This window comes from Acinetobacter sp. V2 (genome assembly GCF_001188385.1).
In the GTDB taxonomy this organism is placed as follows: Bacteria; Pseudomonadota; Gammaproteobacteria; order Pseudomonadales; family Moraxellaceae; genus Acinetobacter; species Acinetobacter oleivorans.
In genome coordinates, this window is sequence record NZ_JZFB01000001.1 from 1,018,091 (window position 1) to 1,032,443 (window position 14,353).

Annotated in this window: 18 protein-coding genes; 11 read left to right on the forward strand and 7 right to left on the reverse strand. The window is 37.1% G+C overall.

From position 1 onward, the window contains the following. Positions 1 to 209: 209 nt before the first annotated feature. A complete protein-coding gene (locus UC75_RS04605) occupies positions 210 to 2,300 on the reverse strand; it encodes a TonB-dependent receptor (RefSeq protein WP_049836856.1) in 2,091 nt (696 codons plus the stop codon). A gap of 237 nt (positions 2,301 to 2,537) precedes the next feature. Here UC75_RS04605 and UC75_RS04610 point away from each other — a divergent pair, with 237 nt between their 5' ends. From UC75_RS04610 to UC75_RS04640, 8 genes are all read left to right on the forward strand, one after another. After that, entirely contained in the window at positions 2,538 to 3,542 is a 1,005-nt protein-coding gene (locus tag UC75_RS04610; protein ID WP_049836857.1) for an adenosine kinase, read from the forward strand. A gap of 16 nt (positions 3,543 to 3,558) precedes the next feature. Next, positions 3,559 to 3,867, forward strand: a complete 309-nt coding sequence (locus UC75_RS04615; RefSeq protein ID WP_003652095.1) for a Rieske (2Fe-2S) protein — start codon at positions 3,559 to 3,561, stop codon at positions 3,865 to 3,867. A gap of 25 nt (positions 3,868 to 3,892) precedes the next feature. Next, positions 3,893 to 4,501: an OB-fold-containig protein gene (locus tag UC75_RS04620; protein ID WP_005306154.1), complete on the forward strand. Its 609-nt coding sequence runs from the start codon at positions 3,893 to 3,895 to the stop codon at positions 4,499 to 4,501. Positions 4,502 to 4,876: 375 nt separating this feature from the next. Further along, on the forward strand, positions 4,877 to 5,071 hold the full coding sequence (gene cydP, locus UC75_RS04625) for a cytochrome oxidase putative small subunit CydP (protein ID WP_005306157.1): 195 nt from the start codon (positions 4,877 to 4,879) through the stop codon (positions 5,069 to 5,071). After that, positions 5,071 to 6,657: a cytochrome ubiquinol oxidase subunit I gene (locus tag UC75_RS04630; protein ID WP_049836858.1), complete on the forward strand. Its 1,587-nt coding sequence runs from the start codon at positions 5,071 to 5,073 to the stop codon at positions 6,655 to 6,657. Before cydP ends, UC75_RS04630 begins: the two co-directional genes overlap by 1 nt. Beyond that, positions 6,654 to 7,799 carry a cytochrome d ubiquinol oxidase subunit II gene (cydB, locus tag UC75_RS04635; RefSeq protein ID WP_049836859.1) on the forward strand — a complete coding sequence of 382 codons (1,146 nt, stop codon included), beginning with the start codon at positions 6,654 to 6,656 and terminating at the stop codon, positions 7,797 to 7,799. Before UC75_RS04630 ends, cydB begins: the two co-directional genes overlap by 4 nt. A gap of 10 nt (positions 7,800 to 7,809) precedes the next feature. After that, positions 7,810 to 7,911, forward strand: coding sequence for a cytochrome bd-I oxidase subunit CydX (cydX, locus tag UC75_RS18645; protein WP_000270276.1), 102 nt, complete (start codon positions 7,810 to 7,812; stop codon positions 7,909 to 7,911). Then, positions 7,912 to 8,211 (forward strand): cyd operon YbgE family protein, encoded by a 300-nt coding sequence (locus UC75_RS04640; RefSeq protein WP_128825133.1) that lies wholly within the window; start codon positions 7,912 to 7,914, stop codon positions 8,209 to 8,211. Between the two features lie 12 nt (positions 8,212 to 8,223). On the opposite strand, the gene UC75_RS04645 is transcribed toward UC75_RS04640, so the two are convergent. From UC75_RS04645 to UC75_RS04670, 6 genes are all read right to left on the reverse strand, one after another. Continuing rightward, on the reverse strand, positions 8,224 to 8,748 hold the full coding sequence (locus UC75_RS04645; protein WP_049836860.1) for a GNAT family N-acetyltransferase: 525 nt from the start codon (positions 8,746 to 8,748) through the stop codon (positions 8,224 to 8,226). Positions 8,749 to 8,826: 78 nt separating this feature from the next. Next, positions 8,827 to 9,498 carry a DUF2057 domain-containing protein gene (locus UC75_RS04650; RefSeq protein ID WP_049836861.1) on the reverse strand — a complete coding sequence of 224 codons (672 nt, stop codon included), beginning with the start codon at positions 9,496 to 9,498 and terminating at the stop codon, positions 8,827 to 8,829. A 218-nt stretch (positions 9,499 to 9,716) separates the two neighbouring features. Next, positions 9,717 to 10,313 carry a nitroreductase family protein gene (locus UC75_RS04655; protein ID WP_009392698.1) on the reverse strand — a complete coding sequence of 199 codons (597 nt, stop codon included), beginning with the start codon at positions 10,311 to 10,313 and terminating at the stop codon, positions 9,717 to 9,719. 188 nt (positions 10,314 to 10,501) lie between these two features. After that, a complete protein-coding gene (ftsY, locus tag UC75_RS04660) occupies positions 10,502 to 11,614 on the reverse strand; it encodes a signal recognition particle-docking protein FtsY (RefSeq protein ID WP_004791946.1) in 1,113 nt (370 codons plus the stop codon). Between the two features lie 120 nt (positions 11,615 to 11,734). Continuing rightward, the gene (locus UC75_RS04665; RefSeq protein WP_005306180.1) at positions 11,735 to 12,061 is read right to left on the reverse strand and encodes a hypothetical protein; all 327 of its coding nucleotides are present in this window, start codon (positions 12,059 to 12,061) and stop codon (positions 11,735 to 11,737) included. 104 nt (positions 12,062 to 12,165) lie between these two features. Further along, positions 12,166 to 12,525, reverse strand: coding sequence for a hypothetical protein (locus UC75_RS04670; protein WP_004791942.1), 360 nt, complete (start codon positions 12,523 to 12,525; stop codon positions 12,166 to 12,168). A gap of 216 nt (positions 12,526 to 12,741) precedes the next feature. Here UC75_RS04670 and UC75_RS04675 point away from each other — a divergent pair, with 216 nt between their 5' ends. The 3 genes from UC75_RS04675 (at position 12,742) to UC75_RS04685 (ending at position 14,347) form a co-directional block, all read left to right on the forward strand. Next, positions 12,742 to 12,975, forward strand: a complete 234-nt coding sequence (locus UC75_RS04675) for a hypothetical protein (RefSeq protein ID WP_002121063.1) — start codon at positions 12,742 to 12,744, stop codon at positions 12,973 to 12,975. A 421-nt stretch (positions 12,976 to 13,396) separates the two neighbouring features. Then, the gene (locus tag UC75_RS04680; protein ID WP_004791939.1) at positions 13,397 to 13,771 is read left to right on the forward strand and encodes a DUF2750 domain-containing protein; all 375 of its coding nucleotides are present in this window, start codon (positions 13,397 to 13,399) and stop codon (positions 13,769 to 13,771) included. A gap of 144 nt (positions 13,772 to 13,915) precedes the next feature. Further along, complete coding sequence (locus UC75_RS04685) at positions 13,916 to 14,347, forward strand: CBS domain-containing protein (protein WP_049836862.1); 432 nt, start codon at positions 13,916 to 13,918, stop codon at positions 14,345 to 14,347. Positions 14,348 to 14,353: the final 6 nt, after the last annotated feature.

A 14,353-nucleotide genomic window follows, 5' to 3' on the forward strand; every position in this document is an offset into this window, starting at 1 on the left:
AGCCTGAGTCAGCTTGAGATTGGCGAACAAAAGCCAAGTAAAATACTATGTTTTTGTTGAGTATTAGTTTTCATTGGCACGGCTTTGATATCAAGCACATAGCCATGAATGTTTTATCCTACCAGAACATCAGCTTTTAATTCTATTTATATATTAACCAATAAATAAAAAAGCCCATCAAGTCGATGAGCTTTTAGAAAAACTTTTACTTAAAAACGATAACGAAGTGCAATTTGAGCATTCAGTGGATCGCCCATCATATTTGAATCATTGGCTCCGCTATGTCCGGAAACAAAGTAATCACGATCAAACAAGTTATTTAAGTTGAAGTTCACATCGTAACGTTCACTTTGATAACCTAAGGCTGCATTTACAACAGCATACCCTGGTAAAACGTTTTTGTTATCTGGCGCACTAAAACGTGATGATTCACCACGACCACCTACAGCCGCATACCAATGATCATTCATTTGATATTTTAACCATAAATTAACGGTGTTATTTGGCGTAAGCGCAGAACGATTGCCTGTCAGTCCAATAGCAGATTTTTCAATCTTACCATCCATATACGAATAACCAGCTAATACAGATAATTGATCAGTTAATTGGCCTGTTAATGAAAGCTCAACCCCCTTGGTTTTTTGCTCACCTGCTAATACTGCTAGTGTTGAATCAGTAGGGTCTTGATTTTGAATATTTGTTTGGCTCATTTCAAACAAAGCCAATGTCACATTCAATTGATCACTTACATCCCACTTTGCACCGACCTCAATATTTTCGGTTTTTGTTGGGCTCAAATCATCACTATTTTTATATAAAACAAATGAATCAGCTAGAGGCTGGAAAGATCGATTATAAGAAGTGTAGAGTGAAATATTGCTTATTGGCTGATAAACCACCCCGATTCTTGGAGAATAGGTGTTATCAGTTCTATTTAATATTTGAGACTTCACTTTATCATTGCGATCTTGTGACAAATTATCATAGCGTAGACCAACTAAAACTTTCAGCTGATCTGTAACTGTCATTAAGTCTTGTAAATAGATACCGTAGTTTTCAAAGGTATTACTATTATTATTACGTGCAGTTGTTGAGCCTGTATTAATCGGAGCCCAATACTCTAATTCAGGATTATACAAATCAGTTGTGGTTTTAGCGCCTTGCCAAAGTATTTCATCTTTGTGCTGCTTACTATACTCAGCACCAATCAAAGTATTGTGCTTTAAGAAACCAGTATTAAATAAACTACTTAATTCTTGCTGAACATACACGCCATCTTCATTACGTAAACGCTTATTTTGAGTCAAAGTAATTTGTGACTTATCAGCGGGATGTGAATCAACACTATATTGACGGTCTAATGAATAGTTATAGTGACGAACTGCGCCATGATATTTTAGATTATCGTTAAACTCATGATCTAAGCTTATGGTTTGGCTTGAAATTTCAGTATCAACATCACCAACCTCTTTACCGTTTAACGCACCATAAAAAGTTTTAGGGTTTGTTTTAACTGGTTTACCTGTAATTGGATCTGTCGGAAAACCTTGATCTGCTAAACGGTCATCATGCAAATAATCAGCCTGAATTAAAAGCTTCGTCTTGTCTGAAATATCCCATTGTAAAGATGGAGCAACCGCTTGGCGTTTTAAAAAGGCCTGATCACGATAGCCATCTGAATCTTCAACTGCACCAGTTAAACGAACCTTAACATTCTCTGCTACTTTTTCATTCACATCGACTTCTGCACGGCGTTGCCCTGTTGTGCCGCCAATAAGACTGACTTCACGCAAAGATTCATCCATTGGTTTCTTATTAATTTTATTAACTAATCCACCCGCAGAACCACGTCCATATAATACAGAAGCAGGCCCTTTTAATACTTCAATACGTTCAACATTCGACATGTCGCGAAAATACAATGCATCGTCACGAATACCATCTACATAGTTATCTGTGATTGCAGAGAAACCACGAATCATGACCTGATCACGTTGCCCATCACCCACACTAAAGCTCAGACCAGCAACGTTTTGCAAGGCACCTTGCATTGAAGTTACAGTTTGTTCTCTTAAAACTTGTTTAGGCACCACATTTACGATTTGAGGAACATCTTTTAATTGCATAAGTCCTTTAGTTGCAGTTGATGCTTGTCCCACTTCTTGTTTTAAGCTTTTTTCCATTTCAGCTTTTACTGAAATTGTTGGAAGGTTGGTTACAGCCTGTTGCTCTGCCTCTACGGCATATACATGGCTTGTCATAACCCCAACTGATGAAATAAATAAAATTGAACGCTTCATGTAAGTTCGCTACGAAAAATTTCATGCGAAGTTTCAATGAAGTACACTGTATTTGTAAATATTAGCAAGAATCATTATTAATTGATAATATTTATTAAAAGTAGCATTTCAATAGCTTAGTTAAACAATAATTTTCCATTAATCTATGAATTAACTGAATTTTATTCAACAAACTACAGCAAATCCAAGCAATGGTGTAAACTTAGCAACCTGATTTTTTGATTTGTGACAACACATATGGCAACTGTAGATCTTTTTGCAATTGGTAATGCATTAATCGACCAAGAATTTAAAGTGTCTGATGATTTTCTGATTCAACAAGGCTTGCAAAAAGGCACAATGCAGTTGTCCGATGGTGACACTCAATCTGCTCTTTATGCAGAGTTAAGACAGCACCAAGACTACAAAGGTCAAGCGAGTGGCGGTTCAGCAGCAAATACGACCGTGGCTTTTAGTGCATTAGGTGGAACTGCTTTTTATGGTTGCCGTGTTGGTAACGATGATTTAGGTTCAATTTATCTGCAAGGTCTAAATGAAGCTGGCATTAAGACTACCCCAAAATCGATCAGTGAAGGTGTGACAGGTACTTGTATGGTACTTATTAGCCCTGACTCTGAACGCACAATGCACACCTATTTAGGTATCACTGCTGAACTCTCTCAAGATCAAATTGATTTTGAACCATTAAAAACAGCAAAATGGCTTTATATTGAAGGTTATCTTTCTACAAGTGAAACAGCGCGTAAAGCTGTAAAACAAGCGAGAGAAATTGCAAAAGCAAAGGGTGTTAAAATTGCCCTGTCTCTTTCAGATCCTGCGATGGTGCAATACGCTCGCGAAGGCTTGGAAGAACTTATGGATGATGGCGTAGATTTACTATTTTGTAATGAACAAGAAGCCTTAATGTATACCAATACAACATCTGTAGAAGATGCTCTTGCTCAATTACGTTTTAAAAATCATACAGTAGTCATTACACAAAGTGCTAAAGGTGCTTTAGTTTCTAACCCTACCCAACATTTCCATGTGGCAGGCCGTCATGTAGAAGCCGTTGATACAAATGGTGCAGGTGATGCATTTGCAGGCGCATTCCTTTATGCCCTCAACCATCATCAAGATTTAAATGCTGCTGCACAGTTAGCTGTCTTAATTTCGAGTGAAGTTGTTTCTCAATTTGGCCCACGTTTAGCAATTAATGATTATGCTAAACTTCTTGAAAATTTTCAGAAGGAATGTGCTTGAAATGGAAAGGATCTGTATGACGGAAGAAGTTCCTGAGCGTGAAGCTAGAGCTTTTGACACTTTACAAGGAACGACTATTTTCGTTACACAACGTGACGGCGCATTCTATGCTTATCAGAATTTATGCCCTCATTTGCAAACTGAGCTTGAATATTTAGAAAATCAATTTCTTGACCAAGATCAAGAATACATCCAATGCTCTACTCATGGTGCTTTATTTACCGTGGAAACAGGTGAATGTATTTCTGGACCATGTTTAGGTGATTTTTTAAATAAAGTTGAGCTTAAAGTACATTCAGATGGCGGTATCTATATCGTAGACTGAAGCTATAAACATTAGAGTTTCTGCCATGGCTGATTTCTTTTTCAATTATTATCTTATGCCATTTCACTTAAGTGTAGTGGCTTTGATATTGCTCAGCGTGGTAGAAACCATTGGCATGTATATTGGACTCCGTCCAAGTCAGTTACTCAAAAAAATTGCACCCGATTGGCTTTCTAACTCACCGCTACTTAATGTTAAATTTTCTAAAGCTCTAATTTTCGTTTTTTTACTCATCAATTTCAGTTATGCAGGCTACTTTTTACAACTCTCTTTCTTCGCAATTCAGCATTATTTTATTTCCCCATTTTATTTAATCGTCCCAGCTCTTGTGATCGCAATCTTTTTTACTGTGTTCATGATCCACTGCCTTGACCAAGTGATTAAACCAAAGCTCACTCATACTAACTATAACCTTTTAGGGCGATTAGCAACCATTTCTAGTGGTAATGCCAGACCTGGATTTTCTGCCCAAGCCCGCGTGCGTGATGAATTTGGTCAACTCCACTACGTTCAAGTAGAACCAGAGTACGGCGAACTCGAATTATACTCTCAAGTTATTCTTGTCAGAGTTCATAAAAGTCATTATGTAGCTAAGAAAATTTCTGTATCTAACGATCTTTTTGCACCCGATTAACTCTTAATTATTCTTGTAGTTTCCTATCACTTTTTGCAGCCTTCATTACGCCTGTATTTTATTATTTTCCTTTTTAATTAATTATTATTCCGAGAACCTTAGTTGGAAATAAAGTTAATAAATATTATATACAACCATTTTAGTTGGTATTAAATAAAAACAAACTATTTTAATAAACTTTATATTTTTATTTACAAGTGTTTTAGTAGGAATTAATAATCAATTCAAACTATTTTAGTATGATATTTATTTTAAAATAATAAGATATTGTTTTATATAAACTAATTATTTAAATATTAATTTTAAATATATTTAATGTTTATTTTTATTATGTTTTGATTAATAATAAAATTATTATCAAATGAGGTTTAATATATGAGCCTTTATTTTAAAAATCTTAATAGTCGTTTAATTAAAGAAATCACTATTATTCTAATAATAAAAATAGTGCTTCTTTTAACGATTAAACATATTTGGTTTGATGCTCCCACCATCCCCAAAAATTTCGACAATCAGGTCGCTGAGCATATTGCTGGCGACAACATTTCCAACATTAAGGAGACACGTTGATGATTTCTGAAAGCGTGGTTGATCTTTCGCGGTTTCAATTTGCAATGACCGCAATGTATCACTTTCTTTTCGTCCCTTTAACTTTAGGTTTGGCATTTATCCTTGCCATCATGGAAACCACTTATGTCATTTCTGGTAAAGAAATTTACAAAGATATGACCAAATTTTGGGGAAAATTATTTGGTATTAACTTTGCTTTAGGGGTTACGACTGGTTTAACAATGGAGTTCCAATTTGGAACAAACTGGGCTTATTACTCACACTATGTAGGTGATATTTTCGGTGCACCATTAGCAATTGAAGGCCTTATGGCATTCTTCCTCGAATCGACATTTATAGGTCTATTTTTCTTTGGATGGGACCGGTTAACGAAGGTTCAGCATCTAGGCGTAACATGGTTAGTCGCTCTAGGTTCCAACATGTCAGCGCTCTGGATTTTAGTGGCGAATGGTTGGATGCAAAACCCAGTTGGTGCTGCATTTAACTTTGAAACGATGCGTATGGAATTAGTTGATTTCGGCGCGCTTATCTTTAACCCGGTAGCTCAGGTTAAATTCGTCCACACTGTATCTGCGGGTTATGTAACTGGTGCAATTTTTGTACTTGCTATCTCAAGCTACTACTTGCTTAAAAAACGTGATCTACCTTTCGCACGTCGTTCATTTGCAATTGCTGCAATTTTCGGTCTTGCATCTACACTTTCAGTGATTTTGTTAGGCGATGAATCTGGCTATGAGCTAGGTGATGTTCAAAAAACCAAACTCGCTGCGATTGAAGCCGAATGGGATACTCATCCTGCTCCTGCTCCGTTTACCTTGTTTGGCGTACCAAATCATGAAGAAATGCGGACAGATTATGCAGTTAAAATTCCATATGCGTTAGGTTTAATTGCAACTCGCTCAACAACCAAAGAAGTTACTGGTCTTAAAGACCTCATGCAGCAGCACGAAGTCCGTATTCGTAACGGTATGCTTGCCTATGCTGAACTTGAAAAATTACGTGCAGGCGATCGCTCACCAGAGTTATTGGCTTCTTTTGAGAAAAATCAAAAAGATCTAGGTTATGGCTTACTTCTTAAGAAATATGCACCAAATGTAGTTGATGCAAGCGAGCAAAATATTAAAGCTGCTGTAAAAGATACTGTTCCAAATGTTACAGCGCTATTTTTCTCTTTCCGCGCCATGGTTGCCTCTGGCTTCTTAATGCTATTACTTTTCATTTTAGCGACTTGGGCGGTAGCAAAAAGAAATGCTGAAAACAAACCTTGGCTACTTAAATACGCATTGTTTGCACTGCCGCTTCCTTGGATTGCTGCACAAACTGGTTGGTATGTAGCTGAAGGTGGCCGTCAACCATGGTCAATTGGTGAAATCTTACCAACCCACCTCTCTACTTCTAGCTTAAGTACTGGTGATGTATGGGGTTCGATTCTTGCTTTAGCAGCGTTCTATACAGCTCTTTTAATTATTGAAATGTATTTAATGATCAAGTTTGCTCGTTTAGGGCCAAGCTCTCTGCACACTGGCAAATATCATTTTGAAAAGCAAGAACCAAAAGCAGCTGTTAATGGGGAGGCCTTATCATGATTGAATATGAATTATTAAAAATCATTTGGTGGGTATTAGTTGGCGTACTTCTGATCGGCTTCGCTCTGACTGATGGCTTTGATATGGGTTCTATGGCTCTCATGCCTTTCGTTGGAAAAACCGATAGCGAACGCCGTGCTGCAATCAACACGATTGCACCACACTGGGATGGGAATCAGGTCTGGTTTATTACCGCGGGCGGTGCACTATTTGCTGCTTGGCCAATGGTCTATTCAGTTGCTTTCTCAGGCATGTACTGGGCACTGTTATTAGTTTTATTCGCCCTCTTCCTAAGACCAGTCGGCTTCGATTATCGCTCTAAATTAGATAATACCAAGTGGCGTAATTCTTGGGATTGGGGCCTCTGCATTGGTGGCGCCGTTCCAGCGCTTGTGTTTGGTGTAGCGTTCGGCAACTTATTTCTAGGACTACCATTCGGGTTAGACGACACTTTACGCTCTGAATATACTGGCAGTTTTTTTGCTCTTCTCAATCCATTTGCCCTAGTTTGTGGTGTTGTGAGTTTATCTATGCTTTGTGCACATGGTGGTGCATGGCTCATGTTGCGTACAGATGAAGCTTTAAAACAACGCTCTGCCAAAGCTACTCAAATTATGGCAATTATATTTTTAATTTGTTTTCTTGTGATTGGAGCATGGCTTTATTTCGGGCAAGTGCCTGGTTATAGCTATGCTGTTGCCATAGATCCAAATGCTGCACTCAACCCTTTAGCTAAAGAAGTGGTGACTAATAGCAATCCTGGTTGGATGAATAATTACAGCACCTATCCAGTGACTAAAGTTGCTCCAGTTCTTGCAATATTAGGTGCCATCATTGCAATTTTTGCATCTTCAAAAGCAAAAGCGGGCTTAAGTTTTACTGGCACAAGTTTAATGATTGTTGGAGCAATTTTAACTGCTGGCTTTGCCTTATTTCCGTTTCTGCTTCCATCTAGTATCAACCCTAATTCTAGTTTGACGATGTGGGATGCTGTATCAAGTCACCTTACTTTAGGCGTTATGACTGTCGCAGCCTGTATTTTTGTTCCTCTTATTTTGATCTATACCAGTTGGTCTTATTACAAAATGTGGGGAGTCATTACCAATAAACACATCGAGTCAAACTCGCATAGCATGTATTAAGGAGAACACAATGTGGTATTTCGCATGGATCCTAGGCATTTTGATGGCATGTTTTGCGGGTGTACTCAGTGCACTTTATATCGAACATCATCAAAATTTAGATGAGGAATAAATGATGGCAAAAGCAATGACAGCATCAAATCATCGAAAAGCTCAAGCATTTGCAATGGCCCTTTCTTTTCTGTTGGCATTGCCTCTTGCTGCAATTTTGTTGGTTTACCCTTCACTCATGCTAGATGCTAACGGACATTACAATCATAGCCAGCTTATGCTGGTGATGATTGGTATTTCTGGTGGTTTTATTTATGGAGTGGGTTTCGTACCCAACTTCTGGTTATTGAAATGGCTATTTAGCCCATGGGTGGCTTGGCCTCTCATGCTTTTAGGCTATTACATCTGGTTTCTAACCTAAATCAAAAAGACCTCAAATGAGGTCTTTTTTCATTTCAACCAATTTAATAGGCACCCTTGGCACGCCTACATTTGCCTCAACTGGATATGGCTGTTCATTACCCGTTTTCACATATCCACGTCTTTCATAATAAGCTACCAACTCAGAACGGACATCGAGTACATGCATTACGGCGTTAGTCAGATGTGGATCTTCTTTCAATGCATATTGCTCTGCATATTCTAAAACAGACCGACCCACCCTCATATTTTGAACTTGAGGATCCGTACAGAATGTTCCAATCTCAACCTGACTATTTTCAAATGTGAGCCCAATACACGCAACAATTTTAGAAAATTCAGTTTCTGCTACCAATAATGTTGAATTCCTAAGTTGTAGTTGTTCTTCCAATTGATGCTCTGTAATACGCAATCCTTTTACCCACTCTAGCTCTGTTGTCCAACTTCGACCCTGCTGTTCCCGATAAGACTTATTAATTAAATCTACAAGCTGTGGAATATCAGCAAATGAAGATAAACGGAAATTCAAATTATTCATAAAGTATACTTAGGCTATTTATAAAAATTCTAAAAATAAAGCCGATATTAAATCGGCTTTATTTTAAATAGCAATTAATTAATTTGATTGTTCAGCTAACCATGCCATGAATTTTTGACGCTCAGCTTTAGAAGCTTTCTGCCAAGTTTCAACTAAACGTTGATCATTCGTTTGTGCTCCACCTGTTACTGCCATAGACGTCGCAGTTGGCACAACAACTTGAGCAGAAGCAGGTTTAGCCGATGCATACACTGCTTCAGGCTGTGGCTTAGATGATCTAGTTGTAAAGTCAGTTACTTTACCCAACAAGCCAGTTGCAAACCATGGTTTTGCTTCATTGTTTGCGCCCGTTTGTTTCACAATTAATTCATTATTTGCACTGTATAAAGCAACTGTTGGTTGTTCAGCATATTTTTTCGCATTTTCATAATCTTTAGGTACATCTACCATCGAAAGCTTATAAGTTTTCCCATCTTGCAATGCCGGCGTTTGAATTGTGACTACACCAGATTTAACAATGTCATGCTCACCATTTAAATGTTCAAAATATTCTTGATAGCGCACGCTTAAGCTAGTTTCACCCGCATCAACTTTATAATTATTTTTAGATGAACGAAATAACCCAGAATTGACTTCTTGACCATTCACAGCAAGGATTACAATTTCCTCTGGCGCTGTAATTGTAACTGCTGAAAATACTGAACTACTGAGTAATAAACCAATTGCAGCAACACCTAATCTTAAAGTCATCTGTCTCTTTCTCTATATTTGATAAGCTATTAAATCATGAGCAATATGCAATATGATTGTGACTATTTTATGACAGTGCAGTGCCCCGCTAATTTTTCGAGTTATTATTATTAAATATACATTTGAATTTTATCAATTTCCGTTGATTTAACCTTTTTATTAATTCCAAAACACATAAAAAAAGAGTACCTAAATAGGTACTCTTTTTTAACTTTCAATTAGTTGAAAGTTTTGAAACGATCAGCATCATTAATAAATGCTTTTTCGCCTGCTGGTGCTTCAACCGAACCAAATACTAATTGAGCACGTAGTTTCCAAGTTGCAGGAACATCAAAAGCTTCAGCAGCTTCAGCATCAACAATCGGGTTATAGTGCTGTAAAGATGCACCTAAACCAAGCTCTGAAAGCGCAGTCCAAGTTGCAAATTGAGCAATCGCACTTGAATGTTCAGACCATACTGGGAAGTTATCTGCATATAATTCGAATTGCTCTTGTAAGCTTTTAACAACTGCTTGGTCTTCATAAAATAAAACCGTACCAACGCCAGCTACAAAGCTATCAATTTTTGTATTTGTACCAGCAAAAGCTTCAGCAGGAACAATTTTACGTAATGCTTCACGAACCAAATTCCAGAATTTAGCATGTGATTCACCGTATAGTGTCACCACACGTGAAGACTGCGAGTTAAAAGCTGAAGGACTATGTTTAACCGCTTCACGAATAGTTTCTTCGATTTTAGTGCGATCTAATGCAACATTTTTACCAATTGCATAAATAGTACGACGATTTTTAATTTTATCTAAGAAAGTAGACATTTTGTTATTTCCTACCTATTGATTGACCAAGGGCCGTTGTTTGGGAATGAATACAGTGTATTAAAGTCATTTTTCATAATCAGCATTAAAAATATGACAGTTCGTTTTATTTTCGCAACAATAAAAAAAGATATACATATAAAAAAAGCTTCACGTTTTAGTGAAGCTTTTGAATGCTAACAACCGTTTTACTTATCAGTTTCAAACAGTGCAGCAACAAATGATTTAGCCGAGAATGGTCTTAAATCATCAATTTTTTCACCAACACCAATAAAACGAATTGGCACATGGGTACGACTTGCAATATTAAAGAGCACGCCACCCTTCGCAGTCCCATCAAGTTTGGTAATTGTAATACCAGTTAAACCTACAGCTTGGTCAAACTCTTGCACTTGGTTAATCGCATTTTGCCCTGTACCCGCATCTACCACCAACATAATTTCATGAGGTGCAGTTGCATCAATTTTTTGCATCACACGTTTAACTTTTTTGAGTTCTTCCATCAAGTTACTCTTATTATGTAAACGACCTGCCGTATCTGCGATTAATACGTCAATTCCTTTAGCACGAGCACTTTCAAAAGCATCAAAAATAACAGAAGCACTATCAGCTCCGTGACCTTGAGCTACCACAGAGATATCATTACGTTCACCCCAGATCTGCAATTGTTCTGTCGCTGCGGCACGGAACGTATCCCCAGCAGCCAACATCACTTTTTTACCTTCACCTTGCAAACGTTTCGCTAATTTACCAATAGTTGTGGTTTTACCAACACCATTTACCCCAACCATTAAAATCACATAAGGCGATTTGTTAGGATCAATATGTAAAGGTTTAACACGTGGGGCCAACAAAGCAACCAACTCTTCCTGCAACGCTTTATATAAAGAGTGGGAATAGATCAAATCACCACGAGCTGTACGCTCTGTTAAATTGGTAATGATCGTTTTAGTTGCTTCAACGCCGATATCTGCAACTAATAATTGCTCTTCGACTTCTTCGAGTAACTCATCGTCAATTTCTTTTCCGCCAATCAAGATATTGACCATACCATCAGCGAAATTACGACGAGTTTTGGTTAACCCCTCTTTCATCCGGCCAAAAAAACCAGTTTTTGGTTGTTCAACCGCAGTTTCTGTAGAAGCTAATTCAACTTTGGCTGCTTCAATATTTTCTTGCGATTTAACAGGAGATTCAACGATGGGAACATCGATAGCAGGTAAATTAGGTAATGTGACATCGTCATCACCGATCTCAGCATCTATCAAGAATTTATTTTGCATATTCGATTGTTGCTCCATGCGGATTCCTTGAAAAACAGCGCGTTTAAAAAGATAAAGTTTAGCATAAATTCAAAATTTTGCCTGCCACAATAGTGCTCAAAAAGCTTTGGAAACCAAGATTTAGCCTGATTAACCCATTTACTGAGTATCTTCCTGAGCGAGTGCTGGATATTGCTTAATATGAGCACCCTCAAATTGGTAAGCATGCATTAACTTTAAATAATCTGCCCGATGAATTTCTGACTGAGCTATAAGCAACTCAGCCATGTCTTGAGTTCTTGGATAAGTAGCCTGATGAGAAAGTTGTATAATTCGTTGATATTGATCCGGACTAATAGGCCGAAGTAATGCTAAATATGACAGCACAAAAATACAGCCAATGACAATAACCACAAATAGGTTAAAACATTGATCAACTTTTAACTCAGACTTTAATTTAAGAAAATTTTGTTTGAATATGAGCATGACCTACCTCGAATTAGTGTAGTGTAGGGTTCAATACTCATAAGTACAAGATCAAACATCCAGTAAGGTTAATAATCATACCTTACTGGATAGTATGAATATGCTTAACTTATTAGCGAACGAATGACGGAAAAGTATAAAATTGCCGCAATAATCACCAAGACTAAAAACATAGCAAAAATACTTAACCCTTCTTCTGCATCTGCTGGATGCAATTCGTCTTCATCAGCAATTTTTCGAAGTTCCCCATCATAAACTTGATAAAACCAGTTTTTTTGGGCGGGTTCCAAATGACCAGCAAAATCAAACACCCTTTTACGCTGTGCTAGACAGTAATCCCCTAAATGGATTTCCTCATGAAAAATAGCTTCATCTAATAATTTACGGTGATAATGGGCCAGTTCTATGATTTGTTCCTCTTTAGGAGGCGTGTCAAAAACAAAGCCATCGATTGTATTTGTCATATTTTATTCTCCTTGTCTTTTATTCTCATATTGATTTTAATCAAAATTATTTGTGAATAATGTTTAATCATGTATCCTAATAGTGAACTAAACGAAATGACAAATAGTTGACAAATCCATCAATTTGTAATATTAGTTTAATAATTCTAAGTTAAATTAATTTAAAGGCACTAGCCTTTAGAAAAAAGTAATCATAATTACAATAAGGAGTTTTCTATGATTCAACGTATCTCTCATCATGATTTAGAACATGTATATGCAACTGCAGTAAACACAATTCACTCTCAAATGAATTTCCAAGATGCGGTTGCACAGTTAGAAGAAGTTGCTCGCGCTGGGCATGGTAAAGCCGCTCTATTCTTAGCAGAATTGTATTATCAAGGTTTCCGTGTTGAACGTGACTCACTTAAAGCACAATATTGGCAAAAGTTAGCCACAATGCAAGCATAAAGAGACGTCACTTAGGTGGCGTTTTTTGTACCCCGTAAAGACCCAAATTTATCAATTTATCCAAAGCCTTACTTCGCCACTTCAGTCATGGCTCAGGTGGCGTTTTTTTATGTCTGTAAAAATTTGATATAAACCAATTCACCCCTTATCTCTTCTTGAGCTTCACCAAAGCTTTAATCGCTTTGTTTTGCTCAGGTGGCGTTTTTTTTACGCCTGTACAAAAATTTCTATAAATATATTTCGCTATGCACTTCTTTTCTTTTGTCTAATGCTAATGTCACAGTCCTAATCATATTGACATTCTTAAGTGGCATTTTTTATAGCTGGGAATATTTGTTTACGATTTGATACCTGTTTAAACTGAAATGTCATCTGATTTTTCTATAATAAGCAAGATAAGTTAAGAACCATTAAATTGACAATGAATAGTTTAAGCAATCTGCAACCGGTTTCAAAAGACTTGATGATTAAAATTTATATTTTAAGAACTATGATGTATTGCGGAGTCCTCTGGGGATTATTTCATCAGGGTTGGGCAATTAAATCAGATCAAGAAGACTTTATTTTTCCCTTCTGGCTCAATGGATTGCAAGCTCACCGCTACGCTAAAGAGCATTGGCCACATTACAAACCGAGAAGAATTACTCCTAAAGATTTTCACGAGTCGTTATTACCAACCTTAACTCGCCTCAACGTTACACCAGCTTTGTTTAATTCTTCTCATCGCAAGTTGAAACTATCTACACAACAAATGCAACATTTCTTTTTTAAACATCCGCACTGGCAAGGAGCCTAAAGTTTTCTTTAGGTTCTTAATCTCTATTAGAATGCTTTTTGAACGCTTGAGTGTAAAACTTGTATTTGAATGACTATGAAGTATTTGCATTTTTATAAAATCAAGCTAATTTAAAACAAAATGATAAAACACAGGACAGAAGAAATGACAATCGTTGCACAAGTAATCAAAAACAAATCAGAGCAAGATATTTTTACAATTTCTCCTGAAGCCACTGTCCTTGAAGCGATTAAGATCATGGCTGATAAAGGAATTGGTGCGTTAGTGGTAGCCGAAGGTGAAAAAGTTGTCGGAATTTTATCTGAACGTGACTACACTCGAAAAGTGACACTGATGGAACGTTCTTCATACAGCACTACAGTTGCTGAAATTATGACATCTAAGGTGCTTACAGTAAGTCTAAACAACACAGTTGAAGAGTGTTTACAGCTTATGACAGATCGCCACTTACGTCACTTACCTGTATTAGACAAGGAAAAATTAGTTGGTTTTATCTCTATTGGTGACTTGGTAAAAGCAGCAATGGAAGACCAGAAAAATTTAATTGAACAGTTAAAGCAGTATATCTCTGGTTAATTATTC

Excerpts from the sequence above, each read along its gene's own strand:
- UC75_RS04610 (WP_049836857.1), top strand. The coding sequence starts at position 2,538 with ATGGCAACTGTAGATCTTTTTGCAATTGGTAATGCATTAATCGACCAA.
- UC75_RS04630 (WP_049836858.1), top strand. The coding sequence starts at position 5,071 with ATGATTTCTGAAAGCGTGGTTGATCTTTCGCGGTTTCAATTTGCAATG.
- UC75_RS04650 (WP_049836861.1), bottom strand. The coding sequence starts at position 9,498 with ATGACTTTAAGATTAGGTGTTGCTGCAATTGGTTTATTACTCAGTAGT.
- UC75_RS04640 (WP_128825133.1), top strand. The coding sequence starts at position 7,912 with ATGATGGCAAAAGCAATGACAGCATCAAATCATCGAAAAGCTCAAGCA.
- UC75_RS04655 (WP_009392698.1), bottom strand. The coding sequence starts at position 10,313 with ATGTCTACTTTCTTAGATAAAATTAAAAATCGTCGTACTATTTATGCA.
- UC75_RS04620 (WP_005306154.1), top strand. The coding sequence starts at position 3,893 with ATGGCTGATTTCTTTTTCAATTATTATCTTATGCCATTTCACTTAAGT.
- cydX (WP_000270276.1), top strand. The coding sequence starts at position 7,810 with ATGTGGTATTTCGCATGGATCCTAGGCATTTTGATGGCATGTTTTGCG.
- UC75_RS04675 (WP_002121063.1), top strand. The coding sequence starts at position 12,742 with ATGATTCAACGTATCTCTCATCATGATTTAGAACATGTATATGCAACT.
- UC75_RS04680 (WP_004791939.1), top strand. The coding sequence starts at position 13,397 with ATGAATAGTTTAAGCAATCTGCAACCGGTTTCAAAAGACTTGATGATT.
- cydP (WP_005306157.1), top strand. The coding sequence starts at position 4,877 with ATGAGCCTTTATTTTAAAAATCTTAATAGTCGTTTAATTAAAGAAATC.
- cydB (WP_049836859.1), top strand. The coding sequence starts at position 6,654 with ATGATTGAATATGAATTATTAAAAATCATTTGGTGGGTATTAGTTGGC.
- ftsY (WP_004791946.1), bottom strand. The coding sequence starts at position 11,614 with ATGGAGCAACAATCGAATATGCAAAATAAATTCTTGATAGATGCTGAG.
- UC75_RS04685 (WP_049836862.1), top strand. The coding sequence starts at position 13,916 with ATGACAATCGTTGCACAAGTAATCAAAAACAAATCAGAGCAAGATATT.
- UC75_RS04665 (WP_005306180.1), bottom strand. The coding sequence starts at position 12,061 with ATGCTCATATTCAAACAAAATTTTCTTAAATTAAAGTCTGAGTTAAAA.
- UC75_RS04615 (WP_003652095.1), top strand. The coding sequence starts at position 3,559 with ATGACGGAAGAAGTTCCTGAGCGTGAAGCTAGAGCTTTTGACACTTTA.
- UC75_RS04605 (WP_049836856.1), bottom strand. The coding sequence starts at position 2,300 with ATGAAGCGTTCAATTTTATTTATTTCATCAGTTGGGGTTATGACAAGC.
- UC75_RS04670 (WP_004791942.1), bottom strand. The coding sequence starts at position 12,525 with ATGACAAATACAATCGATGGCTTTGTTTTTGACACGCCTCCTAAAGAG.
- UC75_RS04645 (WP_049836860.1), bottom strand. The coding sequence starts at position 8,748 with ATGAATAATTTGAATTTCCGTTTATCTTCATTTGCTGATATTCCACAG.